Origin of the sequence: Scandinavium tedordense, from assembly GCF_024764965.1 — a bacterium.
GTDB lineage: Bacteria > Pseudomonadota > Gammaproteobacteria > Enterobacterales > Enterobacteriaceae > Scandinavium > Scandinavium tedordense.
Map to the genome: position 1 here is coordinate 50,705 of NZ_JALIGG010000055.1, position 23,640 is coordinate 74,344.

The 23,640-nt window shown below is 54.5% G+C and carries 23 protein-coding genes, 1 pseudogene and 1 other annotated feature; of the genes and pseudogenes, 18 read left to right on the plus strand and 6 right to left on the minus strand.

Annotation, left to right across the window (positions count from 1 at the left end; translation table 11 throughout):
• The first annotated feature begins 169 nt into the window (after positions 1–169).
• From yidA to MUU46_RS11240, 7 genes and pseudogenes are all read left to right on the plus strand, one after another.
• Positions 170–982, plus strand: a complete 813-nt coding sequence (gene yidA / locus MUU46_RS11210) for a sugar-phosphatase (protein ID WP_159756868.1) — start codon at positions 170–172, stop codon at positions 980–982.
• 249 nt (positions 983–1,231) lie between these two features.
• Positions 1,232–1,921 (plus strand): D-galactonate utilization transcriptional regulator DgoR, encoded by a 690-nt coding sequence (gene dgoR / locus MUU46_RS11215; protein WP_159756871.1) that lies wholly within the window; start codon positions 1,232–1,234, stop codon positions 1,919–1,921.
• Positions 1,918–2,796, plus strand: coding sequence for a 2-dehydro-3-deoxygalactonokinase (locus MUU46_RS11220; protein ID WP_258965557.1), 879 nt, complete (start codon positions 1,918–1,920; stop codon positions 2,794–2,796). Before dgoR ends, MUU46_RS11220 begins: the two co-directional genes overlap by 4 nt.
• Entirely contained in the window at positions 2,780–3,397 is a 618-nt protein-coding gene (locus MUU46_RS11225) for a 2-dehydro-3-deoxy-6-phosphogalactonate aldolase (RefSeq protein ID WP_159756877.1), read from the plus strand. Before MUU46_RS11220 ends, MUU46_RS11225 begins: the two co-directional genes overlap by 17 nt.
• Positions 3,394–4,542 (plus strand): galactonate dehydratase, encoded by a 1,149-nt coding sequence (dgoD, locus tag MUU46_RS11230; RefSeq protein ID WP_159756880.1) that lies wholly within the window; start codon positions 3,394–3,396, stop codon positions 4,540–4,542. Before MUU46_RS11225 ends, dgoD begins: the two co-directional genes overlap by 4 nt.
• A 77-nt stretch (positions 4,543–4,619) precedes the next feature.
• Positions 4,620–5,955: pseudogene (locus MUU46_RS11235) on the plus strand (MFS transporter).
• Between the two features lie 51 nt (positions 5,956–6,006).
• Positions 6,007–7,230, plus strand: coding sequence for a YidR family protein (locus MUU46_RS11240; protein ID WP_258965558.1), 1,224 nt, complete (start codon positions 6,007–6,009; stop codon positions 7,228–7,230).
• 1 nt (position 7,231) lies between these two features.
• Here the strand turns inward: MUU46_RS11240 and MUU46_RS11245 are convergent, their stop codons facing one another.
• Complete coding sequence (locus MUU46_RS11245; RefSeq protein ID WP_258965559.1) at positions 7,232–7,564, minus strand: YceK/YidQ family lipoprotein; 333 nt, start codon at positions 7,562–7,564, stop codon at positions 7,232–7,234.
• 242 nt (positions 7,565–7,806) lie between these two features.
• Positions 7,807–7,881: a sequence feature (ROSE (Repression Of Heat Shock gene Expression) occurs in the 5'-region of heat shock genes and acts as an RNA thermometer to modulate expression.), on the plus strand.
• Here MUU46_RS11245 and ibpA point away from each other — a divergent pair.
• The 3 genes from ibpA (at position 7,875) to MUU46_RS11260 (ending at position 10,614) form a co-directional block, all read left to right on the plus strand.
• Entirely contained in the window at positions 7,875–8,288 is a 414-nt protein-coding gene (gene ibpA / locus MUU46_RS11250) for a small heat shock chaperone IbpA (RefSeq protein ID WP_110510384.1), read from the plus strand. It overlaps the preceding feature by 7 nt.
• 115 nt (positions 8,289–8,403) lie before the next feature.
• On the plus strand, positions 8,404–8,832 hold the full coding sequence (ibpB, locus tag MUU46_RS11255; RefSeq protein ID WP_159756892.1) for a small heat shock chaperone IbpB: 429 nt from the start codon (positions 8,404–8,406) through the stop codon (positions 8,830–8,832).
• Between the two features lie 120 nt (positions 8,833–8,952).
• A complete protein-coding gene (locus MUU46_RS11260; protein WP_258965560.1) occupies positions 8,953–10,614 on the plus strand; it encodes a putative transporter in 1,662 nt (553 codons plus the stop codon).
• A 6-nt stretch (positions 10,615–10,620) separates the two neighbouring features.
• Here MUU46_RS11260 and MUU46_RS11265 read toward each other — a convergent pair whose 3' ends face one another.
• Positions 10,621–11,328: a GntR family transcriptional regulator gene (locus tag MUU46_RS11265; protein WP_159756897.1), complete on the minus strand. Its 708-nt coding sequence runs from the start codon at positions 11,326–11,328 to the stop codon at positions 10,621–10,623.
• Positions 11,329–11,552: 224 nt separating this feature from the next.
• Here MUU46_RS11265 and MUU46_RS11270 point away from each other — a divergent pair, with 224 nt between their 5' ends.
• Together MUU46_RS11270 and MUU46_RS11275 are read left to right on the plus strand one after the other, a co-directional pair.
• The gene (locus MUU46_RS11270) at positions 11,553–13,169 is read left to right on the plus strand and encodes an alpha-glucoside-specific PTS transporter subunit IIBC (RefSeq protein WP_258965561.1); all 1,617 of its coding nucleotides are present in this window, start codon (positions 11,553–11,555) and stop codon (positions 13,167–13,169) included.
• A complete protein-coding gene (locus tag MUU46_RS11275; RefSeq protein WP_159756900.1) occupies positions 13,166–14,488 on the plus strand; it encodes a 6-phospho-alpha-glucosidase in 1,323 nt (440 codons plus the stop codon). The genes MUU46_RS11270 and MUU46_RS11275 overlap by 4 nt, the downstream gene beginning before the upstream one ends.
• On the opposite strand, the gene MUU46_RS11280 is transcribed toward MUU46_RS11275, so the two are convergent.
• Positions 14,482–15,360 carry a helix-turn-helix transcriptional regulator gene (locus tag MUU46_RS11280; RefSeq protein ID WP_258965562.1) on the minus strand — a complete coding sequence of 293 codons (879 nt, stop codon included), beginning with the start codon at positions 15,358–15,360 and terminating at the stop codon, positions 14,482–14,484. The two genes, MUU46_RS11275 and MUU46_RS11280, sit on opposite strands and share 7 nt — an antisense overlap.
• An 84-nt stretch (positions 15,361–15,444) precedes the next feature.
• On the opposite strand from MUU46_RS11280, the gene MUU46_RS11285 reads away from it, so the two are divergent.
• Genes MUU46_RS11285 through MUU46_RS11305 form a run of 5 tightly spaced genes read left to right on the plus strand, consistent with a single transcriptional unit; the run spans position 15,445 to position 20,512 of the window.
• A complete protein-coding gene (locus tag MUU46_RS11285) occupies positions 15,445–17,160 on the plus strand; it encodes a solute:sodium symporter family transporter (RefSeq protein WP_258965729.1) in 1,716 nt (571 codons plus the stop codon).
• Complete coding sequence (locus MUU46_RS11290; protein WP_258965563.1) at positions 17,157–18,650, plus strand: sulfatase-like hydrolase/transferase; 1,494 nt, start codon at positions 17,157–17,159, stop codon at positions 18,648–18,650. The genes MUU46_RS11285 and MUU46_RS11290 overlap by 4 nt, the downstream gene beginning before the upstream one ends.
• Positions 18,651–18,703: 53 nt before the next feature.
• Entirely contained in the window at positions 18,704–19,051 is a 348-nt protein-coding gene (locus MUU46_RS11295; protein ID WP_258965564.1) for a YidH family protein, read from the plus strand.
• Positions 19,041–19,403: a DUF202 domain-containing protein gene (locus MUU46_RS11300; protein ID WP_258965565.1), complete on the plus strand. Its 363-nt coding sequence runs from the start codon at positions 19,041–19,043 to the stop codon at positions 19,401–19,403. The genes MUU46_RS11295 and MUU46_RS11300 overlap by 11 nt, the downstream gene beginning before the upstream one ends.
• The gene (locus tag MUU46_RS11305; RefSeq protein ID WP_258965566.1) at positions 19,400–20,512 is read left to right on the plus strand and encodes an anaerobic sulfatase maturase; all 1,113 of its coding nucleotides are present in this window, start codon (positions 19,400–19,402) and stop codon (positions 20,510–20,512) included. Before MUU46_RS11300 ends, MUU46_RS11305 begins: the two co-directional genes overlap by 4 nt.
• Before the next feature lie 44 nt (positions 20,513–20,556).
• Here the strand turns inward: MUU46_RS11305 and emrD are convergent, their stop codons facing one another.
• From emrD to tisB, 3 genes are all read right to left on the minus strand, one after another.
• The gene (gene emrD / locus MUU46_RS11310) at positions 20,557–21,741 is read right to left on the minus strand and encodes a multidrug efflux MFS transporter EmrD (RefSeq protein ID WP_258965567.1); all 1,185 of its coding nucleotides are present in this window, start codon (positions 21,739–21,741) and stop codon (positions 20,557–20,559) included.
• A gap of 175 nt (positions 21,742–21,916) precedes the next feature.
• Positions 21,917–22,750 (minus strand): EamA family transporter, encoded by an 834-nt coding sequence (locus MUU46_RS11315; RefSeq protein ID WP_258965568.1) that lies wholly within the window; start codon positions 22,748–22,750, stop codon positions 21,917–21,919.
• A 143-nt stretch (positions 22,751–22,893) separates the two neighbouring features.
• On the minus strand, positions 22,894–22,983 hold the full coding sequence (gene tisB, locus MUU46_RS11320; protein WP_110510376.1) for a type I toxin-antitoxin system toxin TisB: 90 nt from the start codon (positions 22,981–22,983) through the stop codon (positions 22,894–22,896).
• Between the two features lie 524 nt (positions 22,984–23,507).
• Between tisB and ivbL the strand changes: the two genes are divergently transcribed.
• Positions 23,508–23,606: an ilvB operon leader peptide IvbL gene (gene ivbL / locus MUU46_RS11325; RefSeq protein WP_154161092.1), complete on the plus strand. Its 99-nt coding sequence runs from the start codon at positions 23,508–23,510 to the stop codon at positions 23,604–23,606.
• Positions 23,607–23,640: the final 34 nt, after the last annotated feature.

Below are 23,640 nucleotides of genomic sequence, written 5' to 3' on the forward strand. Positions count from 1 at the left end.
GGCGACAAATTATATAAGCCCGGTGAGCGCTAGCGCCACTGGGCTTTTTATTGCCGCAAAAGAGGAATTCGCGCCTCGATCTCTATCCCCCTTTTACCCCGACTCTTTTGCTGTTTTTTGAGCTAAATCGCGTTAGCATGAGTGAGAACTCACTTATATCGGGGATCCTATGGCTATCAAACTCATTGCAATCGACATGGACGGAACATTGCTGCTGCCCGACCATACTATTTCTCCGGCGGTTAAACAGGCCATTGCGGCTGCGCGTGAGCGCGGCGTGAAGGTGGTGCTGTGTACCGGTCGCCCGTATGCAGGTGTTCATAACTACCTGAAAGAGCTGCACATGGAGCAGGAAGGCGATTACTGCATCACCTATAACGGTGCGCTGGTTCAGAAAGCCAGTGATGGCAGCACGGTGGCACAAACGGCGCTGAGTTATGATGATTATCGCTACCTGGAACAGCTTTCCCGCGATGTGGGTTCTCACTTCCACGCGCTCGACCGCAACACGCTGTACACTGCGAACCGTGACGTCAGCTACTACACCGTGCATGAATCCTATGTCGCCACCATCCCACTGGTATTCTGCGAAGCGGAAAACATGGCGCGTGATATTCAGCTGCTGAAAGTGATGATGATCGATGAGCCTGTCATTCTTGATAAAGCCATCGCCCGCATTCCGGCGGAAGTGAAAGAGAAGTACACCGTGCTGAAAAGTGCGCCGTACTTCCTCGAAATCCTCGATAAGCGCGTCAATAAAGGCACTGGCGTGAAATCGCTGGCCGATACGTTAGGTATCCTGCCGGAAGAGATAATGACTCTTGGTGATCAGGAAAATGATATCGCGATGATTGAATATGCCGGGATGGGTGTGGCAATGGATAACGCCATTCCATCGGTGAAAGAAGTGGCCAACTTCGTGACTAAATCTAACCTGGAAGACGGTGTTGCCTACGCGATTGAGAAGTTTGTCCTCAACTGATCCCATCATTTTCTGAAAGAAGCCCGTTGCCCAGTGCGCGGGCTTTTTTATTGCCTGACGTTTTCCCACCGGTTTTTCGATCTGGATTGTCGTTTTTGTGATCTAAATTGTAGTACTACGTAATTATGTTGTACTACATTAGGTTCCATGGAACGACGAACAGCATCACATTCGTACTGCAAGAGTGAGAGTTATTCCAGCGCGCGCGGTAAAGTAGGCGGATACATTCGGGCATCAAAAGGACACTCCATGAACCTGACTAAAACCGACCGCATCATCGTGACACTGGGCCGCCAGATTGTGAGCGGTAAATACGTACCCGGCGCGGCGCTGCCCGCAGAAGCTGATCTCTGCGAAGAGTTTGAGACGTCACGCAACATCATTCGCGAGGTATTCCGCTCGCTGATGGCGAAACGGCTGATTGAAATGAAGCGTTATCGCGGGGCGTTTGTCGCTCAGCGCAATCAGTGGAATTACCTCGATACCGACATCCTGCAGTGGGTGCTGGAAAACGATTACGACCCACGCCTGATTGTGGCAATGAGTGAAGTGCGAAATCTGGTGGAGCCCGCCATCGCACGCTGGGCGGCGGAACGCGCCACCTCCAGCGATCTGGCACAAATTGAGGCAGCGCTCAACGATATGATCGCCAACAACCAGGACCGTGATGCGTTTAACGAAGCGGATATTCGCTATCACGAAGCGGTGCTGGCGTCCGTACACAATCCGGTATTACAGCAGCTCAGCGTGGCGATCAGTTCGCTACAGCGAGCCGTTTTCGAACGCACCTGGATGGGTGATGAGGCCAACATGCCGAAAACCCTCCAGGAGCACAAAGCGCTGTTCGATGCCATCCGGCATCAGGACAGCAATGCGGCAGAGCAGGCGGCGCTCACCATGATCGCCAGCTCAACACAAAGGCTAAAGGAAAGCACATGACATCACGCTACATCGCAATCGACTGGGGATCGACCAACCTGCGCGCCTGGTTTTATCAGGGCGACGAATGCCAGGATAATCGGCAGTCAGAAGCAGGCGTCACGCGTCTGAATGGACGTTCCCCTGAAGCGGTGTTAGCGGAGGTCACCGCCGGCTGGCGCGATGACGCGACCCCGGTGGTCATGGCGGGTATGGTCGGCAGTAACGCCGGCTGGAAAATTGCCCCTTACTTACCTGTTCCTGTCCATTTCTCTGAAATTGGCCAACAGTTAACGTCCGTTACCGACAATGTCTGGATTATTCCGGGGCTGTCTGTCTCACGTGACGATAACCACAACGTGATGCGTGGCGAGGAAACCCAACTGCTGGGTGCTCGCCACTTAGCGCCCGCGCCTTTGTACGTCATGCCCGGCACTCACTGCAAATGGGTGCTGGCGGACAACCAGCAAGTTTTTGATTTCCGGACCGTCATGACCGGCGAACTGCACCATCTTCTGCTGAACCATTCGCTGGTGGGCGCTGGCCTGCCGAAGCAGGAAGATTCGGCAGAGGCTTTCGCCGCCGGGCTGGAAAAAGGGCTGTCTGACTCAGCTCTGCTGCCGCAGCTATTTGAAGTTCGCGCCTCCCATGTACTGGGCAATTTACCGCGCGAACAGGTGAATGAATTTTTATCCGGCCTGCTCATCGGCGCGGAAGTGAACAGCATGTGCGAGCGCTTCCCTGGAGAGCAGGACATCACCATCGTCGCAGGAAAATCCCTCGCCGACCGCTACCAGCAGGCGTTTAGCGCCGTGGGTCGCCGTTCGACGTACGTTTCCGGCGACGCGGCATTCCAGGCAGGCATAAGGAGCATCGTCCATGCAGTGGCAAACTAAACTTCCGCTGATCGCAATATTGCGTGGCATCAGGCCAGAAGAAGCGCGCGAGCACGTCGCGGCTATTCTTGAGGCCGGATTTGACGCGGTAGAAATCCCTCTTAATTCCCCAGCGTGGGAAACCAGTATTGCGGCGATGGTCGCCGAATTTGGTGATAAAGCGTTGATTGGCGCAGGCACCGTGCTGAAGCCAGAGCAGGTCGACACGCTGGCGGCCATGGGCAGTAAGCTGGTGGTCACGCCGAACACCAACCCTGAGGTGATTCGTCGCGCGGTGAGGCACGGTATGACGGTCTGCGCTGGTTGTGCCACGGCCTCAGAAGCTTTCACAGCGCTTGATGCGGGTGCGCAGATCCTGAAAATTTTCCCGTCGTCGACCTTCGGCCCGGATTACATCAAAGCACTGAAAGCCGTATTGCCAAAAGACGTGCCGGTCTTCGCTGTGGGTGGCGTCACGCCTGAAAATCTTAATGTGTGGCTGGATGCAGGCTGCACAGGTGCGGGTTTGGGCAGTGATTTATATCGCGCCGGACAACGCGTGGAACGTTCATCCCAGCAGGCTGCGGCCTTCGTGAAAGCCTATCAGGAGGCCACTCGATGAAAATTACCAAACTGACGACTTACCGTTTACCGCCGCGCTGGATGTTCCTGAAAATCGAAACCGATGAAGGCGTTATCGGCTGGGGCGAACCGGTAATCGAAGGCAAAGCTCGGACCGTAGAAGCCGCAGTCCATGAGCTCGGTGAATACCTGATTGGCCAAGATCCGGCCCGCATTAACGACCTGTGGCAGGTGATGTACCGCGGTGGTTTCTATCGCGGCGGCCCAATCATGATGAGCGCCATCGCCGGTATCGACCAGGCGTTATGGGATATCAAAGGCAAAGTGCTTGGCGCACCGGTCTGGCAGCTGATGGGCGGCCTGGTTCGCGACAAAATTAAAGCGTACAGCTGGGTCGGAGGCGACCGTCCGGCGGATGTTATCGACGGCATTAAAACCCTGCGCAAAATCGGTTTCGACACCTTCAAGCTTAACGGCTGCGAAGAGATGGGCATCATTGATGATTCCCGCAGTGTGGACGCGGCGGTGAACACCGTGGCGCAAATCCGGGAAACGTTCGGCAATGACATTGAATTTGGTCTCGATTTCCACGGCCGCGTCAGCGCGCCAATGGCGAAAGTGCTGATCAAAGAGCTTGAGCCCTATCGCCCGCTGTTTATCGAAGAGCCGGTGCTGGCAGAGCAGGCGGAATATTATCCGAAGCTCGCGGAGCAAACGCATATTCCGCTGGCTGCCGGAGAACGTATGTTCTCACGCTTTGAATTTAAGCGCGTCCTGCAGGCTGGCGGCCTGGCGATTCTGCAGCCCGATCTCTCTCACGCGGGCGGTATCACCGAATGCTTCAAAATCGCCGCGATGGCGGAAGCCTACGACGTTTCACTGGCCCCGCATTGCCCGCTTGGGCCGATTGCGCTGGCAGCCTGTCTGCACCTTGACTTCGTTTCCCGCAATGCCGTATTGCAGGAACAGAGTATGGGCATTCATTACAATAAAGGCGCGGAACTGCTTGATTTCGTGACCAATAAAGAAGACTTCAACATGGAAGGTGGTTTCTTCAAACCGTTGATGAAGCCGGGTCTGGGCGTGGAGATCGACGAAGCTAAAGTCATCGAAATGAGCAAGCAGGCCCCGGACTGGCGCAACCCGCTTTGGCGGTATGCGGATGGTAGCGTTGCCGAGTGGTAACGCGCTTCATATTTCACGTATTAGCAGATAGAAAGATAAAAAAGCGTTTTTAACACACCCTCTGTAATTTACAGGGCATGGTGGCAGGTAGCGCTATGCCCAAAATCTGGAGACAGATGAATGGATATTTCTGTAACGACAGTAAAAACCGGGCGTCGCCGTTATCTGACGCTGCTGATGATTTTTATTACCGTAGTGATTTGCTATGTGGACCGCGCCAATTTGGCCGTGGCTTCCGCGCATATTCAGGAAGAGTTCGGCATTTCAAAAACACAAATGGGCTATATTTTCTCGGCATTCGCCTGGATGTATACGCTTTGCCAAATCCCTGGCGGCTGGTTCCTGGACCGTATGGGGTCGCGCATGACCTATTTCATCGCTATTTTTGGCTGGTCCGTGGCGACGCTATTTCAGGGATTTGCGACCGGATTACTGTCGCTGATTGGTCTGCGTGCCATCACCGGGATTTTCGAAGCCCCGGCTTTCCCGACCAATAACCGCATGGTCACTAGCTGGTTCCCGGAGCATGAACGCGCCTCGGCGGTGGGTTTTTACACCTCCGGACAGTTTGTCGGGCTCGCTTTCCTGACGCCGTTGCTCATCTGGATCCAAGAAATGCTGAGCTGGCACTGGGTGTTTATCATCACCGGTGGGATCGGGATTGTCTGGTCGCTTATCTGGTTCAAAGTTTACCGTGCACCGAGCCAGACGAAAAGCTTGGGCAAGGCCGAGCTGGACTACATTTCTGCGGGTGGTGGTCAGGTTGATAGCGATATTGTGGTCACGAACAAAGAACGTCGTCCATTGACCCGCGCGGACTGGAAACTGGTGTTCCATCGCAAGCTGGTGGGCGTCTATATTGGCCAGTTTGCCGTCGCCTCGACGCTGTGGTTCTTCCTGACCTGGTTCCCGAACTATCTGACCCAGGAAAAAGGTATTACTGCTCTACAGGCGGGCTTTATGACCACCGTGCCTTTCCTGGCGGCGTTTGTTGGCGTGCTGCTTTCCGGCTGGCTGGCGGATAAAATGGTGAAAAAAGGGGTTTCGCTTGGCGTGGCGCGTAAAACGCCGATTATCTGCGGGCTACTGATTTCCACCTGCATCATGGGCGCGAACTATACCAACGATCCAGTATGGATTATGACCCTGATGGCCATCGCGTTCTTTGGTAATGGCTTTGCGTCGATTACCTGGTCGCTGGTGTCGTCTCTGGCGCCAATGCGTCTGATTGGCCTGACCGGCGGCGTGTTCAACTTTGCCGGTGGATTGGGTGGTATCACCGTGCCGCTGGTGATTGGTTACCTGGCACAGACGCACGGCTTTGCTCCCGCATTGACCTATATATCGGTCATCACGATGATTGGCGCACTCTCTTATATCCTGCTGGTCGGCGAGGTGAAACGAGTAGGCTAAATTCCTGCCTTACGCTACCCTGATGCTACCAACGCGCATCAGGGTATCTTCATGAAACAAATCACCTTCACCTCCCGCCATCATCAGCTCACCAACACCCAAACCTGGACTGCGGACAGCGAATGGCTGGTATTTGACGTACGTCCATCCGGCGCGTCGTTTACCGGAAAAACCATTGAGCGCGTCAATATCCACAGCGGCGAAACCGACGTGATTTATACCGCCCCCGATGGCGCGCATGTTGGCGTGGTAACGGTGCATCCGCAGGATGAACGTTATGTGTTTATTCATGGCCCTGAAAACCCTGATGATTCATGGCAGTACGATTTCCATCACCGCCGTGGCGTAGTGACGTTACAGGGGAAAACCCACAATCTTGATGCGATGGATATTACCCCGCCATTTACGCCAGGTGCGCTGCGCGGCGGAAGCCACGTCCATGTTTACAGCCCGAACGGCGAGTTGGTCAGCTTCACCTACAACGACCACGTCATGCATGAGCGCGATCCGGCTCTGGATTTGCGTAATGTCGGGGTTGCCGCGCCGTATGGGCCGGTCACGCCGCAGGGCCATCATCCGCGTGAATATGCCGGCAGTCATTGGTCGGTCCTGATTAGCCAGACCACGCTGACGCGGCAGCCCGGCAGCGATGAGATTAATCGCGCCTATGAAGAGGGGTGGGTAGGCAATACGCAGCTAGCCTTTATTGGCGATACGCTGTCGCTGAGCGGTGAAAAGGTGCCAGAGCTATTTATCGTCACGTTGCCCACGGACGAAGCGGGCTGGAAACAAACGGGCGATGCGCCGCTGTGTGGTACGGAAAAGAGCCTGCCCGCGGCGCCTGCCGCAGTGATTCAGCGTCGTCTGACGTTTACTCACGATCACGCATATCCCGGCCTGGTCAACGTGCCGCGTCACTGGGTGCGCTGTAATCCGCAGGGCGATAGCATTGCGTTTCTGATGCGAGATGATGCAGGTGTAGTGCAACTGTGGCTGATTGCGCCAGAAGGCAGTGGAATGCGGCAATTAACGCAGTGCAGCGGAATTCAGTCGGCGTTTAATTGGCATCCGTCAGGCCAGGCCTTAGGGTTTGTTCTGGAAGACAGAATTGCGATGTGCGATGTACAGAGCGGGGACATTCGCTTTTTGACGGCCGATCATGAAAATCCACCGTCAGGCGATGCGGTAGTCTTTTCCCCGAACGGAAAGGCGGTTGCCTGGATGCAGGAAACCCACGGCTATCGTCAGCTATGGGTTACGCAAACGGACCGCTGAATTACGGAGCGGGCATCGCCGCAGGTGGGATAACGGAGTTCATCGCCTGCGTTTGCTGCTCGCTCTTTTCAACCCGAGATCGGACAGAGTTATCTTTACGGAATAAGTCCCACGGTATCAGCAGCGTATCGGCAACGGCGGTGAATGGCATATCCAGTGCAACCAGTGATTTGGTTCCCCAGCCCGTCGTGTCATCGCCAAGCATCTCTGAACTGGCACGCGTGCCTGGATACATCCCTTCTTTGCCACCAGTATGAGACATCACGCTGGAGCATCCTGTCAGAACCATCATTCCAGAGTAAAACACAGGTAACAAAATTAATTTTTTCATCATGCGATATCATCATTGTCGGCACGCGAAGTGCCTCTCTATCGGGTTATAACGGCCCGCTGATAAAATAAATAGTCCGGAAACGGCGCTCTGTGGCGCTTGTCGCACTTTCCTTACCTGAACTGTACCCCAGTCTAAGCTTAACAGCCAAAAGTGCAAAAAAAGTAAGACCCTTAACCTTGAAAAATGTTCACCGGTTCCCATCTTAAGAGTGTGACCCGATAACGAACATGCCTGAGGGGTGTTCGGGGCGCGTGACCTGTCCATTGTGGAAGGTCTGTAAATTCTCGCTGATTTCAGGAGCTTTTTTATTATGCGTAACTTCGATCTTTCCCCGCTGTATCGTTCTGCGATTGGATTTGACCGTCTTTTTAATCTGCTCGAAAACAACCAGAGTCAGAGCAACGGCGGATACCCTCCGTATAACGTTGAATTAGTGGACGAAAACCATTATCGCATCGCCATTGCCGTCGCAGGCTTTGCAGAAAGTGAGTTGGATATTACCGCTCAGGACAATCTGCTGGTGGTGAAAGGCTCTCACCCTGATGAACAAAAAGAACGTTCTTATCTGTATCAGGGCATCGCCGAACGTAACTTCGAGCGCAAATTCCAGCTGGCAGAAAATATTCACGTAAAAGGCGCGAACCTGGTGAATGGCCTGCTGTATATCGATTTGGAACGCGTGGTGCCAGAAGCTAATAAACCACGTCGCATCGAAATTAATTAATTAATTCCGACGGGCGGGATACGCCGCCCAACAATGAACCCATGCTTGCCGTAAGGGAGCAACTGCGAGTCCAGAACTTGCAGGCATACACTCGCTTCTTAGAAGGAGAAATACCATGCGTAATTATGATTTAACCCCAATGCTTCGTCAGTGGATTGGCTTCGATAAATTAGCCAACTCGATGCTCAATACCGGTGAAACCCAGGGCTTCCCGCCATATAACATCGAAAAGAGCGACGATAATCACTATCGCATCACACTGGCGCTGGCCGGGTTCCGTCAGGACGAATTAGATATACAGCTTGAGGGCACGCGCCTGACGGTGAAAGGCACGCCGACAAAACCTGAAAAAGAGCCTTCATATCTGCATCAGGGTCTGGTGACGCAAGCGTTTAATCTGAGCTTTACGCTGGCGGAACATATGGAGGTCACTGGTGCGACCTTCACCAACGGTCTGCTACACATTGATTTGACTCGCAACGTGCCGGAAGAAATCGCCCCGCAGCGAATCGCTATCAGCGAACGCCCGGCGTTAAACAGCTAATCGTTCATTGCCGCAGAAGCCCCGCCAGTCGGGGCTTTTTTGTGCGCCACGATCCATACAGCCCTCGCGATTTCTGTAAGAATCCCTTCAATCAATAATGTTATTCACAGGGAAAATACGATGAGTGAGATAGCATTGACCATCAGTGTGTTGGCGCTGGTCGCGGTTGTAGGGTTGTGGATAGGCAATATCAAAATTCGCGGCGTCGGGTATGGTATCGGTGGAGTGCTGTTCGGCGGCATTATCGTTGGCCATTTTATCGAGCAGGCAGGCGTCACGCTCAGTAGTCCAATGTTGCACTTCATTCAGGAGTTTGGCCTGATCCTGTTCGTCTACACCATCGGTATCCAGGTCGGTCCGGGCTTTTTCGCCTCGCTAAGGGTTTCCGGCCTGCGTCTTAATCTCTTCGCTATTCTCATTGTGCTGATGGGTGGCGTGGTCACGGCTTTACTCCACAAACTCTTCGCCATTCCGCTGCCGGTGATGCTCGGTATTTTCTCCGGCGCCGTCACCAACACGCCTGCACTGGGGGCCGGACAGCAGATTTTGCGCGATCTCGGCGTGCCGTTCAACGTCGTCGACCAGATGGGAATGAGCTACGCGATGGCCTATCCGTTTGGGATTTGCGGCATCCTGCTGACCATGTGGCTGGTTCGCCTGTTCTTTCGTATTAACGTCGAAAAGGAAGCGCAGCAGTTTGATTCCAGCGTCGGCAATGGCTACGCGAATCTGCACACCATAAATATCCGCGTCGAAAACCCAAATCTTAACGCGCTGGCGATTCAGGATGTGCCAGTGCTCAACAGCGACAACATTATCTGTTCGCGGCTCAAGCGCGAGGACATGCTAATGGTGCCGGCGCCGGGCACCTTGATTCAGGTCGGCGATTTACTGCATCTGGTAGGCCAGCCCGCGGATTTACACAATGCGCAGCTGGTGATCGGTAAAGAAGTGGAAACCTCACTTTCAACGCGCGGAACCGACCTCAAAGTGGAGCGTGTGGTCGTCACTAACGAGAAGGTTTTGGGCAAAAAAATCCGCGATCTTCACTTTAAACAGCGTTATGACGTCGTGATTTCCCGACTTAATCGTGCGGGCGTTGAACTGGTCGCCAGCAGTAATGCCAGCCTGCAGTTTGGCGATATTCTCAATCTGGTCGGGCGTCCGGCGTCGATTGACGCGGTGGCAGCCGAAGTCGGCAATGCTCAGCAAAAATTGCAGCAGGTGCAAATGCTGCCGGTATTTATCGGCATCGGGCTTGGGGTACTGCTTGGTTCTGTACCGCTGTTTATTCCAGGATTCCCGGTGGCGTTGAAGCTTGGTCTGGCGGGCGGGCCGCTGATTATGGCGCTGATCCTTGGGCGTATCGGCAGCATCGGCAAGTTGTACTGGTTTATGCCACCGAGTGCTAACCTCGCGCTGCGTGAACTCGGCATTGTGCTGTTTCTGGCGGTGGTGGGGCTGAAATCTGGTGGTGATTTTGTGCGTACTCTCACCGAAGGAGACGGTCTGAGTTGGATTGCCTACGGCATCGTCATCACTGGTGTACCGTTGCTGACGGTCGGCATTCTGGCGCGGTTGCTCGCCAAGATGAACTACCTGACGCTGTGTGGGATGCTCGCCGGGTCGATGACCGACCCTCCGGCTCTGGCCTTCGCCAATAATCTGCACGCCACCAGCGGTGCGGCAGCGTTGTCATACGCCACGGTGTATCCACTGGTGATGTTCCTGCGCATCATCACCCCGCAACTGCTGGCGGTGTTATTCTGGGGCATGGGTTAATGCCGTTCACAGGTGGACGCGCCGCAGATGGTAGTCCACCTGATACTCGCTGGCATTTCTGTACATCACCGAATAGTTGAGAAACTCCCCGCTGTCGCTGTAAGAAAGCGAAGTAATACGCAGCAGCGGTGTTTGCTCCACAACGTTCATCTGCTGTGCCAGCTGCTTATCAGCCAGGACCGGCGAGAGGCTTTCATAGTTTCCGGTAATGGTTATCCCGCACTCATTCTCGATGTAATCAAACTTTGATCCTTCCAGATGAATAAGCGACAGATTACGGAACAGCTTCACCGGCATATAACTGTCCTCCAGAATCAGCGGCTTGCCATCGACGTAGCGCACCCGGCGCGAAAAATAGATGCGTTCGTTAATCTGAATCCTCAGCTGGCTGGCGATAGCGGGTGGGGCGGGCATCACTTCGAAAATAAGCACCTCGCTTCTGACCTCTTTTCCCTGCTGACGCAATACCTCTACTAGCCCGGTCAGGTTGGTGGTTTCGTGATACACGTCTTTGCGCGTCACGAAAGTGCCGCTGCCATGACGACGTTCCACCAGACCCCAGTTAATCAGCAGATCAATTGCCTTTCGAACGGTCATTCGCGCCACGCCAAACTCTAGCGCCAGCTTTTTCTCTCCTGGTAACGGGCTTCCGACACTGAAGTTGGCAGAATTCAGTCGTAAACGCAGCCGCTCAGCAATGGATTTGTAGATCACTGATAGTCCTCTTTAGCGCTATTAATCGGGAGCTCTGGGCTCATGGATGTCCATATTTCACTCAAAAAGTAGACCTGAATGGGTGAAATAAAACCATGAATGTGATCACGAAACGCAGCGGCACTTCATGTCGTCTGGCACGCGGCTACCTATTCTCGATGCAGGCCAACAAGCCCTTCAAAAAAGGCCACTTACCCTACTGGTTGTTCTATGAGGATGTAAAAATGCTCAGTCAAATACAACGCTTTGGCGGTGCCATGTTTACCCCGGTGTTACTGTTTCCCTTCGCGGGGATCGTGGTGGGAATTGCCATTATGCTCAGTAACCCGCTGTTCGTCGGTCCCGCACTGACCGCGCCAGACAGTTTGTTTGCACAAATCGTTCATATTATTGAAGAGGGCGGCTGGACCGTGTTCCGCAACATGCCGCTAATCTTTGCCGTTGGGCTGCCGATTGGCCTGGCGAAACAGGCGCAGGGCCGGGCGTGTCTGGCGGTGCTGATGAGCTTCCTGACCTGGAACTACCTGATTAACGCCATGGGGATGACCTGGGGCACTTTCTTCGGCGTCGACTTTTCTATCGACCCTATTCCTGGCAGCGGCCTGACGATGATGGCTGGGATAAAAACCCTTGATACCAGCATCATCGGCGCGATAGCCATCTCCGGGATTGTGACCGCGCTGCACAATCGCTACTTCGACAAACCGCTGCCGGTGTTCCTCGGGATATTTCAGGGAACGTCATTCGTGGTGATTGTCGCCTTCATGGTGATGATCCCATGCGCCTGGCTGACTCTGCTCGGCTGGCCAAAAGTGCAGATGGGTATTGAATCATTGCAGGCGTTTTTACGCACCGCGGGTGCGCTGGGGGTGTGGATTTATACCTTCCTGGAACGCATCCTGATCCCAACCGGTCTCCACCATTTCGTCTACGGTCCGTTTATTTTCGGCCCGGCGGCGGTAGAAGGCGGCATCCAGATGTACTGGGCGCAGCATTTGCAGGAATTTAGCCAGAGCACCGAGCCGCTGAAAACGCTGTTCCCGCAGGGTGGGTTTGCCTTGCATGGCAACTCAAAAGTCTTTGGTTCGGTGGGTATTGCACTGGCGCTGTATTACACCGCCTCTCCTGAAAACCGGGTCAGAGTGGCCGGATTACTGATTCCCGCCACTCTGACGGCGATGCTGGTCGGGATTACCGAGCCACTGGAGTTCACTTTCCTGTTCATCTCCCCGCTGCTGTTTGCGGCGCATGCCGTGCTGGCAGCGACTATGGCCACGGTGATGTACATGTGCGGCGTGGTGGGCAACATGGGCGGCGGTCTGCTGGATCAGTTCCTGCCGCAGAACTGGATCCCGATGTTCCACAATCATGCCTCGATGGTGCTGACACAAATCGGGATCGGCGTGTGCTTCACCGGCATTTATTTCGCCGTCTTCCGCTTCCTTATTCTCCATTTCAACCTGAAAACGCCAGGCCGCGAAGAGAGCGAAATTAAGCTCTACAGCAAAGCGGATTACAAGGCAGCGCGCGGTAAAACCACGGCCGCACCGACTCCGGCCTTCGGTCAGGCCGCAGGCTTCCTCGACGCGCTCGGTGGGGCCAGAAATATTCGCAGTGTAAACAACTGCGCTACTCGGCTGCGTATCACTCTGGTCGACATGGCGCTCACCCAAAGTGACGACATTTTCAAAGCGCTGGGTGCACACGGTGTTGTGCGGCATGGCGATGCTATCCAGGTCATTGTCGGCCTGAACGTTCCCGTGGTGCGTGACCAGCTAGAAACTCTGATGAATGACACATCCTTAACCGAACCCAAATCCATGACGGAGGCAGTATCATGAAAAAATTCTCTGTAGTTGTAGCCGGTGGTGGCAGCACGTTTACCCCCGGTATTGTCCTGATGTTGTTGGCCAACCAGGATCGGTTGCCGCTACGCGCATTGACATTCTATGACAACGACGGCGCGCGTCAGGAGACTATCGCTGAAGCCTGCAAAATTGTGCTTCAGGAGCAGGCACCGGACATCAAATTTAGCTATACCACCGATCCGAAAGCTGCGTTTACCGATGTGGATTTTGTGATGGCGCATATTCGCGTTGGTAAATATCCGATGCGTGAACAGGATGAAAAAATCCCGTTGCGTCACGGGGTGCTCGGCCAGGAAACCTGCGGGCCGGGCGGGATTGCCTATGGCATGCGCTCCATCGGCGGCGTGCTTGAGCTAGTGGATTACATGGAAAAATATTCGCCAAACGCATGGATGCTGAATTACTCCAACCCGGCGGCGATTGTGGCTGAAGCGACGCGTCGACTGCGTCCGAATGCCAAAATCCTCAACATTTGCGATATGCCGATTGGCATCGAAGGGCGCATGGCGCAAATCGTGGGCCTGAAGGACAGAAAGCAAATGCGCACGCGCTATTATGGGCTGAATCACTTTGGTTGGTGGACTTCTATCGAAGATCTGGATGGCAATGATTTAATGCCAAAATTGCGCGAACATGTGGCGAAATTCGGCTATGTGCCACCTTCTAACGATCCCCATACCGAAGCGAGCTGGAATGATACATTCGCCAAAGCGAAAGACGTTCAGGCTCTGGATCCGGACACAATGCCGAATACCTATCTGAAATATTACCTGTTCCCGGATTACGTCGTTGAGCATTCAAACCCGGCGAGAACCCGCGCCAATGAAGTCATGGATCATCGCGAGAAACACGTGTTTGGTTCCTGTAATGCCATTATTCAGGCGGGTAAATCGTCCGCAGGAGAGCTTGAAATCGACGAGCATGCATCGTATATCGTTGATTTAGCAGCGGCTATCGCCTTTAACACCCAAGAGCGGATGCTGCTTATTGTGGCGAACAATGGCGCTATCCATAACTTTGACGCTGATGCGATGGTGGAAATTCCGTGTCTGGTGGGCAAAAACGGGCCGGAGCCGTTGGTAGTGGGGGATATTCCTCATTTCCAGAAAGGACTGATGAGTCAGCAGGTGGCAGTTGAAAAGCTGGTGGTCGATGCCTGGGAACAGCGTTCCTATCAGAAACTGTGGCAGGCGATCACGCTGTCTAAAACGGTGCCAAGCGCGTCCGTCGCGAAGGCGATTCTCGATGATCTGATTGAAGCCAATAGGGCGTACTGGCCAGAACTTCACTGATCCCCATGCTCAGCCTGCGCCTTTATCACTGTTGAAGGCGTCAGGTTGAAGCGGCGCTTGAACGCCTTACTGAAGTGAAATGAATCGAAAAAATTAAGCATATCCGCCACTTTTCCCACCGTCTGCCCCTGTTGTTTGAGCAATGAATGCGCCAGATCCAGCCGCGCATCGAGGTAATACTCTTTTGGCGTTTTACCGGTATAGCGTAAAAACAAACGCCGTAAATATTGCTCGCTGCACTGCATCTTTTGCGCCATCTCCTTCACGCTCCAGTTTTTTTGCAGGTCGCTATGCAGCATTGAGAGTAATTTCTCAATCTGAATAAGCAATGCATCTTTTTTACCATTTTCTGAAATAAGACAAATCCACTGGTATATTATTTTGGTGAGGAATGCGACTGCCAGATTGTTTTTAAGCGGTGATTTTTGGGTGATCATGAACGCCACATCGGCTAACTCCTGATTAAACATGTCGCCGTTATATATTATACCGGGTTGTAATAGCGGAATTTCCATCACGCTTGTGGGGATAAACTCCATCCAGTACTGTTCCCAGACTAAACCCTCGCAGCGATAAGACTGAATATCCATCGGATTCAGGAAGATAATACAATTTCCGTTAAGGGTTATTTCACTCCCGTCGCGTAACAGCAGTTTGCCGCAGCCCTGAAGGGTATAGATGGCGACCCACGAGTTAGGGATTAGCGGTTTTTTCTTATCCCTGGGCCATATTACCTTATAACTTTCATCTGCCAACGTATGCCAAAGTGAGATAAGCGAGATCCCGCTGGAGATCACATTTTCGTCAAGAACCAACGGAATATTGTAGGTGGTTTCGTTTTTTACATTTGAAAGAATAGTTTTTCCATTCATTTTATTTCGCCGGCGACCAATTATCAGCCCAACCCATAAAGGGGATCATAACCCTGGCATAATAAAACGTTAAAGGGCTGTATGATGAATATTCAACAAATTGTGAGCTTTATTGGATTTACCCTCCTGGTTGCCGTCATCACCTGGTGGAAAGTTCGAAAGCAGGATACCGGTTCAGAACAAGGATATTTCCTCGCAGGACGTTCGTTAAAAGCACCGATAATTGCCGCCTCGTTAATGCTGACCAACCTCTCCACCGAACAGTTGGTGGGGCTCTCCGGTCAGGCCTATCGCAGCGGCATGTCGGTGATGGGCTGGGAAGTCACCTCGGCGGTGACACTTATCTTCCTCGCGCTGATTTTCCTGCCGCGCTACCTGCAACGCGGCATCGCCACCATTCCTGATTTTCTCGAAGAGCGGTACGACAAAACTACCCGCATCATCATCGATTTCTGTTTTCTCATCGCCACCGGCGTTTGTTTCCTGCCGATCGTCCTCTACTCTGGCGCGTTGGCGCTCAACAGCCTGTTTCACGTTGGCGATTCGCTGGGCATTTCTCAGGGCGCGGCCATTTGGCTGCTGGTGATTTTGTTAGGCGTGGCGGGCATTCTCTACGCGGTTGTTGGCGGAATGCGCGCAATGGCGATTGCCGATTCGATTAACGGCATCGGCCTGGTGATTGGCGGCCTGATGGTGCCAGTCTTTGGTCTGATAGTGATGGGCGGCGGCAGCTTTTTTCAAGGTCTGGAAAGGCTCACCACCGTACACGCCGAAAAACTGAACTCCATCGGTGGTAGTCATGATCCGCTGCCAATTGGCGCAGCATTCACCGGGCTTATCCTCGTGAACACCTTCTACTGGTGCACCAATCAGGGCATTGTCCAGCGCACGCTGGCCTCGAAAAGTCTCGCTGAAGGACAAAAGGGCGCGCTGCTGACCGCGGTGTTAAAGATGCTTGACCCGCTGATTCTGGTGCTGCCGGGGCTTATCGCGTTTCATCTGTTTCAGGATTTACCGAGCGCCGACATGGCCTATCCGGCGCTGGTCAGCAAAGTGCTGCCCGTGCCGCTGGTCGGCTTTTTTGGTGCGGTGTTATTTGGCGCAGTGATCAGCACCTTCAATGGTTTTCTCAACAGCGCCAGCACGCTGTTCAGCATGGGGATTTATCGCCGCATCATCAATGAAAACGCTCAGCCGGCTCAGCTGGTGCGCGTAGGGCGACGGTTTGGTTTGCTCATCGCCGTGGTGTCGCTGCTGGTTGCGCCGTGGATAGCCAACGCGCCGGAAGGACTCTACAGCTGGATGAAACAGCTCAACGGTATCTACAACGTACCGCTGGTGACCATCATCATCATGGGCTTTTTCTTCCCGCGCATCCCGGCCCTGGCCGCCAAAGTGGCGATGTTCCTCGGTATTTGCAGCTACATCACCATCAACTACCTGGTGAAATTCGATATCCATTTCCTTTACGTGCTGGCCTGCACCTTCTGTATCAATGTGGTGGTTATGCTGGTGATTGGTGCCCTCAAACCCCGCGCCACGCCGTTCAAATTTCACGATGCCTTTGCGGTGGATATGCAACCGTGGAAAAACGCGAAGATTGCCTCAGTGGGCATTCTGTTCGCGATGATTGGCGTGTACTCCGGGCTGGCGCAGTTTGGTGGCTATCACGTGCAGTGGCTGACCATTCTGAGCTACGGCATCACCGCCGCGGTGGTGGTGTATCTCATTTTCTCTCGCTGGCAGGCGCGCCGCGTTGAGCCTGCCGTTTTCGCTTCAGATATTAAGGAGAAGCCATGAGCCGCCCAAATTTCCTGTTCATCATGACCGACACCCAGGCCACCAACATGGTCGGGTGTTACAGCGGGAAGCCGTTGAATACGCAACATATCGACAGCCTGGCCGCGGAAGGTATCCGCTTTAATTCCGCTTATACCTGCTCCCCGGTCTGTACGCCCGCGCGCGCCGGGCTGTTCACCGGAATTTATGCCAATCAGTCCGGGCCGTGGACCAACAACGTCGCGCCGGGGAAAAACATCTCCACCATGGGGCGCTATTTCCAGGATGCGGGCTATCACACTTGCTTCATCGGCAAATGGCATCTCGACGGGCACGACTATTTCGGCACCGGCGTGTGCCCGCCGGAATGGGACGCGGAGTACTGGTTCGATGGCGCGAATTATTTGTCAGAACTGACCGAGGAGCAGATCAGTCTGTGGCGCAACGGGCTGAACAGCGTGGACGATTTACAGGCACATCAGATAGATGAAACCTTCACCTGGGCGCATCGCATCAGCAACCGGGCGGTTGATTTTCTGCATCAGCCCACACGCAGCGACGAGCCATTCCTGATGGTGGTGTCCTACGACGAGCCGCATCACCCGTTCACCTGCCCGGTGGAGTATCTGGAGAAATATCAGGACTTTTACTACGATTTGGGCGAAAAGGCGCACGACAGCCTGGACGGCAAACCGCTGCATCATCGACTGTGGGCGGAAGCAATGCCTTCGCCCGTCGGAGAAGACGCCTGCTATCACCATCCGATGTATTTTGCCTGCAATGATTTTGTCGACGATCAGATTGGGCGGGTGATTAACGCTCTCACGGCCGAACAGCGTGAAAACACCTGGGTGATTTATACCTCGGATCACGGCGAAATGATGGGGGCGCACAAGCTCATCAGTAAAGGTGCGGCGATGTACGATGACATCACCCGCATCCCCCTGATTATACGGCCTCCGCACGGGGAACCGACGCAGGTGAACACGCCCGTCAGCCACATTGATTTGCTGCCCACTATGATGGCGCTGGCGGGCATTCATCAGCCCGACATTTTGCCCGGTGAAAATATCCTGCGCGCCAATGCCGATCGTGGGGTGATGGTGGAATTTAATCGCTATGAAATCGAACACGACAGCTTCGGCGGTTTTATTCCGGTGCGCTGCTGGGTAACGGATCGCTGGAAACTGGTGCTCAACCTGTTTACCACGGATGAGCTGTACGACAGACACAACGACCCGGATGAACTGCGCAACCTGATTGAAGATGCCGACTACGTGAGTATTCGCGATGCGATGCACGACAGCCTGTTGGATTACATGGATAAAATCCGCGATCCATTCCGCACCTATCAGTGGAGTTTGCGTCCTTGGCGCACGCAGGCGCAGCCGCGCTGGATGGGTGCGTTCCGCCCGCGGCCGGAAGATGGCTACTCGCCGGTGGTGCGTGACTACGATACCGGCCTGCCCACTCAGGGTGTTAAGGTGGAAGAGAAAACGCAGAAGTTTTGATGACCGGTTTCGCCCTCTCTCACGGGAGCGGGCGAAGGCGTAAAGGAGCATAAATGAAAATATCCCGCCTCGGTGAAGCGCCGGATTACCGTTTCTCGTTGGCTAATGAGCGCACCTTTTTGGCCTGGATCCGCACCGCGCTCGGCTTTCTGGCGGCAGGCGTCGGGCTTGATCAGCTGGCACCCGATTTCGCGACGCCGCTCATCCGTGAAGTGTTGGCGCTTTTGCTGTGCCTGTTTGCGGGCGTGCTGGCGATTTATGGCTATTTACGCTGGTTGAATAACGAAAAAGCGATGCGCCTGAAACGGGATTTGCCCTACACCCGTGGGCTGCTGATTATCAGCGTCTCGTTACTGGCCGTAGCGGCGGCAGTCATGCTGCTGGTGTTTTATGCCGGATAAACGCAAAGCTCGTCGCGAAAGCGATCCGGGTTTGCAGCCGGAGCGCACCTCGCTGGCCTGGTTGCGTACTCTGTTGGGCTACGGTGCCTTGATGGCGTTGTCTGTCAAACACAGCTGGCATCGCGCGGGGACGCCGTTCTGGCTATCGTTGGTGGTGCTTGCGTTGGTGGCAGCGGTTCTCTGGCGCTATACCCGGCAGCGGAATTTAATGGCGGAGGAAACGTCTGATTTTTTACATCCGCGCGCAGTGCGTGACAAATTTATGATCTCCCTCGCAGTGCTCTCCCTCGCAATATTGTTTGCTGTAACACATCTTAAGCAAATCGTGCTGTTTATCAAAGGAGTCACATGACAGGCTGTCACGTCATGGCCAAACCGGCCAGTTCGCGCTGTAACCTTCACTGCCGCTACTGCTTTTACCTCGATAAACCCCAACAAGCTGACATGAACGATGCCACACTCGAGGCGTTTATTCGCCAGCAGATTGAGGCGCAGCCGGGGGATGACGTGCAGTTTGCGTGGCAGGGCGGTGAGCCGACGCTGTGTGGCGTGGATTTTTTCCGCCGTGTGGTGGCGCTACAGCAGCGGTATGCCGGTGAAAAGCGCATCTATAACGCTTTTCAGACCAACGGGATTTTGCTGAACGATGAATGGTGCCGCTTTTTTAAAGCGCACGGCTGGCTGGTGGGCGTATCGATAGACGGACCCGCGGAAATGCACGACACCATGCGCGTCAGCCGCAGCGAAAATCCAACTCACCAGAAGGTGCTGCGCGCCATCGAAACCCTGAAAGCGCACGACGTAGAGTTTAACTTGCTGGTGGTGGTGGGCCGTCATAACTGTGCGAAGCCGCAGACGCTTTACCGCTATTTGCGGGAGCTCGGGACGCCGTTTATACAATTTATTCCACTGCTGGAGATGAACGACGATCGGACGCCGGACGACCACTCTGTTCCTGCCGATGCATGGGGCGCGTTTCTGCGCGGCGTGTTTGATGTGTGGGTGCGGGAAGATATCGGCCGCGTATTTGTGCAGCTGTTCGATTCAACGCTCGGCATATGGAACGGGTTTTCCTCACAAATGTGCGCCATGAGTGAAACCTGTGGCCACGCGTTTGCGCTGGAAAGTAACGGCGACGTGTATCAATGCGATCACTACGTTTCTCCGTCGTACCGTCTCGGCAATATCCATCATCAGACGCTGAGTGACATAAACGCCAGCGACGCCGCGCGTGATTTTGGCCTCGACAAAAAGCGTACCATCAGCAACGAATGCCGCACCTGCCGTGCATTGCGTCTTTGTAACGGTGACTGCCCAAAACACCGCGACGCCAGCGGGAAAAGCGCACTCTGCGAAGGATATCTCGATTTTTTCAGCTACACCGCAGCGTACATGAAAGTCATGCGCGATTTAATTCGCCATCAACGTTCGCCGATGGAAATTATGACGATATTAAAATGACTCAGCAGGCCCGGCAATTGTGCTCCACCGGGCGTATCTCCGCTTTAAATCGTCTGTTGATGCTGATTAAACCGTGAAGCCAACGGCAGCCAGCACAGCAATATCAACAGTCCCATCAGCGTCATCAGCAGGCCCAGACTGCTTTGTCCGGTTTGCGGGAGCAGCGCGGAAAGCCAGGCTAGCGCACCGGAACCGATGTTCTGCAAACCGCCGATCAGCGCTCCGGCGGTTCCGGCGAGGAACGGGAACGGCTCCATCGCGCCGCTGGTAGCGAGCGGGAACAGCATCCCGGCACCGAAGAAGAAAAGCGCCGCAGGGACCAACAGCGTCCAGACGTTCATCACCCCGAGAAGGCCTGGGATCCACATCATCAGCCCCGCCAGCAGACAGCTAATGACCGACTGCCACATCATGCTGGAGAAGCGCTTGTTCTGGCGTCCGGCGAACCAGGCGCCGAAAAACGCCGCCGGGATCGGCAGAATAAACAGAATACTCACCACCATACTGCTCAGCCCAAGCCCTGCGCCCAGCAGCACGCCGGAGCAAGCTTCGAACACTGCAATTCCTGCCAGGCCGCCAATCAGCATCATCACGTAGCAGGTGAACGGTCCGTTGCCGAGCAGCGTTTTATAACGCGTGGTAAAGCGGGTTGGCGGCGCATCCTGGGGACGCGTTTCCGGCATCCAGCGCGCCATGCTCAGCGTCACGCCCATACACAGCACCAACAGGAAACCGTAGCACGCGCGCCAGCTCCAGACCGTTTCGAGCATCCCGCCAATCAGCGGTGCCAGTAGCGGGCTGACCAGAATGCCCATGTTCAGCAAACTGTTCGCATGGCGCAGCTGCGTGCCTTCATACAGGTCGCGCGGCAGGGTGCGTGCCATGACGCCGCCCACGCCGGTGCCCATGCCCTGCAGCGCGCTGGCGGCAATCAGTATCGTCAGGCTGTGCGTGGTCATGGCAATAACCGTCGCCAGCATAAAAATCGTCATGCCGACGAGGATAACCGGTCGGCGGCCCACGCGGTCTGAAAGCGGACCGTAGAATAATTGCGACACGCCGTAGGTCAGTAGATATGCGGCCATGACACTCTGGACCGCACCTTCACGCACGTTCAGTTCGCGCGCCATGTCAGCAATGGCTGGAATATAAATGGTTTGCGCCATCTGTCCGACGGCGACCAGCAGCACCAGCATCAGCAGCAAATTGACGTTCTTATGCCTTTTCATTCGATGATTACTTTGTGAAGGGTTAAAAAGAAAGAATATGTGACTATGAAATCAGCAAAGTCCGCGAGGAATCTACCACAGTAAAATGACAGAACAACCACCGGGGAAGGATCGACGAAACGGCATCAGGCAGGTTTTGTAAACGATATTCGGCAACAATTATTGCCAGCGTGGATCAGGACAGGCGCAGCATGATTGCGCCGAGGGCAATCCCGCAGGCGGCGGCCAGGCGCAACCACGTCACTCGCTCTTTGAGGATAACCAGTGCAATGGCCGCCCCGAACAGAATTGAGGTTTCACGCAGCGCCGCGACTACCGCCAGCGGCGCCTGAGTCATCGCCCACAGCGCCAGGCCATAAGAGCCCATGGTGCCGATTCCGCCAAAAATGCCCTTCTTCCAGTGAAGTCGCATGTAGCGGGGGACCTCGAGGCGGCGAGAGACCATCGCCCACCCGAGCAGGCAAAAACCGTTCATCAAAAATGTCCACAGGGTATAGCCGAGCGCAGAGCCGGAAAGCCGCACGCCAGTGCCATCGACCAGCGTATAACTGGCAATGAAGCAGGCGTTAATCAGCGCCAGCGTCACCCCTTTTCTCGACCCGCTCCGCCCATTTAGCGCCATCGCCAAAATCGACAGGCAGATAACGCCGATACCCATCCACGCCAATGAAGAAAGTTGCTCGCCCGGTAAAAACAGACTGACCGTCGCCACCAGCAACGGCGCGGTGCCGCGCATCAGTGGGTAGGTCTGGCTCATGTCTGAGACCTGGTAGGTTTTCGCGACCAGAACGGTGTAAACCACCTGCAACCCGCAGGAGGCAAGCAGCCACGGCGCGCTGGCCAGGGCAGGCTGTGGAGAAAAGGGCAGCAGCACAAAGGCTATCAGCGATGCGGAACCGCTCACGCTGATGGCGGAGTAGAGTTTATCACTTCCCGCCTTGACGATAGCATTCCAGCTGGCATGCAGCAGGGCGGCAAACAGCAACACAAAAAAGACGGTAAGAGTCATGACACAGCCAGTCGTGAGGTGTCATATGACTGTAACATTCTGCTGTATGATCAACCAGCTACAGTGCAAAAAACCGCCAAGACAGGGTGAGCGGTTGAAAGAGGGGCGGTTGCCCGCCCCTCTTTGGTACGGCCTGAACCTGATTACCGGAAGGTTTTCAGGACTGCATCAAGCAGTTGCAGCAACGCAACCATGAGTTTCAGGACCAACACTGCCAGTTCCATTCCACCCATACGTTTCTCCTGTAGTGTAAGGAGAACTTCCGGCTGACTTACCTTTCCGCTGCCTGTCACCAGCCGTTTGTTGACGTAACACAGTGTGCTCTCCCGGGGGTTAAGGCGCTGACGGCACCACCCGTTTCAGCCAGGACTTTTTGCGCGCCGGTCAAACATGCGGCCCCCAAATGGCTCACTGCGAACAGCTTCAGTATAGATAAATGCTGTATGAATGAACAGGTGTTTTGTTGGCAAAATCACAGGGCGGTCCCATACTCATTAATGCGGCAAACCGTGAGCAAAATTGCGCGATCGCCGCCGATCGCGTATACTTTTGCCGTTGACGTAACACAGTGCGCTTCGCGGATACCACCCGTAAACCACTGACAAAACCTCGCTCCGGCGGGGTTTTTTGTTTCTGAGGTTTTTCAGGGAAACGTGATCGACAACTCAGATTTTTGTGGTGAATCATAAAGCGCTTGCTGTGCAACGCCGCCTGTGCTTGTATGAATCCAGTCTACATCACAACGTCATGGTCCCTAATGAACATCAACCTGAACGCAATCAACCTACTACCAACTGCGCAACCAGCCGCAGTGGTCGTCGTGCGTGTGGTGGTGGTCGTCGGCAACGCGCCGTAGGGTCCGGAACACACGATTCCAAAACCCCGCCGGC

What these genes read in the sequence shown, in the direction of transcription:
- MUU46_RS11280 (WP_258965562.1), bottom strand. Translation starts at nt 15,360, where the DNA reads ATGAATGGAAAAACTATTCTTTCAAATGTAAAAAACGAAACCACCTAC.
- MUU46_RS11285 (WP_258965729.1), top strand. Translation starts at nt 15,445, where the DNA reads ATGAATATTCAACAAATTGTGAGCTTTATTGGATTTACCCTCCTGGTT.
- ibpA (WP_110510384.1), top strand. Translation starts at nt 7,875, where the DNA reads ATGCGTAACTTCGATCTTTCCCCGCTGTATCGTTCTGCGATTGGATTT.
- ibpB (WP_159756892.1), top strand. Translation starts at nt 8,404, where the DNA reads ATGCGTAATTATGATTTAACCCCAATGCTTCGTCAGTGGATTGGCTTC.
- MUU46_RS11225 (WP_159756877.1), top strand. Translation starts at nt 2,780, where the DNA reads ATGCAGTGGCAAACTAAACTTCCGCTGATCGCAATATTGCGTGGCATC.
- MUU46_RS11305 (WP_258965566.1), top strand. Translation starts at nt 19,400, where the DNA reads ATGACAGGCTGTCACGTCATGGCCAAACCGGCCAGTTCGCGCTGTAAC.
- MUU46_RS11270 (WP_258965561.1), top strand. Translation starts at nt 11,553, where the DNA reads ATGCTCAGTCAAATACAACGCTTTGGCGGTGCCATGTTTACCCCGGTG.
- emrD (WP_258965567.1), bottom strand. Translation starts at nt 21,741, where the DNA reads ATGAAAAGGCATAAGAACGTCAATTTGCTGCTGATGCTGGTGCTGCTG.
- MUU46_RS11220 (WP_258965557.1), top strand. Translation starts at nt 1,918, where the DNA reads ATGACATCACGCTACATCGCAATCGACTGGGGATCGACCAACCTGCGC.
- tisB (WP_110510376.1), bottom strand. Translation starts at nt 22,983, where the DNA reads ATGGGTGGAATGGAACTGGCAGTGTTGGTCCTGAAACTCATGGTTGCG.
- MUU46_RS11300 (WP_258965565.1), top strand. Translation starts at nt 19,041, where the DNA reads ATGCCGGATAAACGCAAAGCTCGTCGCGAAAGCGATCCGGGTTTGCAG.
- MUU46_RS11260 (WP_258965560.1), top strand. Translation starts at nt 8,953, where the DNA reads ATGAGTGAGATAGCATTGACCATCAGTGTGTTGGCGCTGGTCGCGGTT.
- MUU46_RS11295 (WP_258965564.1), top strand. Translation starts at nt 18,704, where the DNA reads ATGAAAATATCCCGCCTCGGTGAAGCGCCGGATTACCGTTTCTCGTTG.
- MUU46_RS11245 (WP_258965559.1), bottom strand. Translation starts at nt 7,564, where the DNA reads ATGATGAAAAAATTAATTTTGTTACCTGTGTTTTACTCTGGAATGATG.
- ivbL (WP_154161092.1), top strand. Translation starts at nt 23,508, where the DNA reads ATGAACATCAACCTGAACGCAATCAACCTACTACCAACTGCGCAACCA.
- MUU46_RS11315 (WP_258965568.1), bottom strand. Translation starts at nt 22,750, where the DNA reads ATGACTCTTACCGTCTTTTTTGTGTTGCTGTTTGCCGCCCTGCTGCAT.
- dgoR (WP_159756871.1), top strand. Translation starts at nt 1,232, where the DNA reads ATGAACCTGACTAAAACCGACCGCATCATCGTGACACTGGGCCGCCAG.
- MUU46_RS11275 (WP_159756900.1), top strand. Translation starts at nt 13,166, where the DNA reads ATGAAAAAATTCTCTGTAGTTGTAGCCGGTGGTGGCAGCACGTTTACC.
- dgoD (WP_159756880.1), top strand. Translation starts at nt 3,394, where the DNA reads ATGAAAATTACCAAACTGACGACTTACCGTTTACCGCCGCGCTGGATG.
- MUU46_RS11290 (WP_258965563.1), top strand. Translation starts at nt 17,157, where the DNA reads ATGAGCCGCCCAAATTTCCTGTTCATCATGACCGACACCCAGGCCACC.
- yidA (WP_159756868.1), top strand. Translation starts at nt 170, where the DNA reads ATGGCTATCAAACTCATTGCAATCGACATGGACGGAACATTGCTGCTG.
- MUU46_RS11240 (WP_258965558.1), top strand. Translation starts at nt 6,007, where the DNA reads ATGAAACAAATCACCTTCACCTCCCGCCATCATCAGCTCACCAACACC.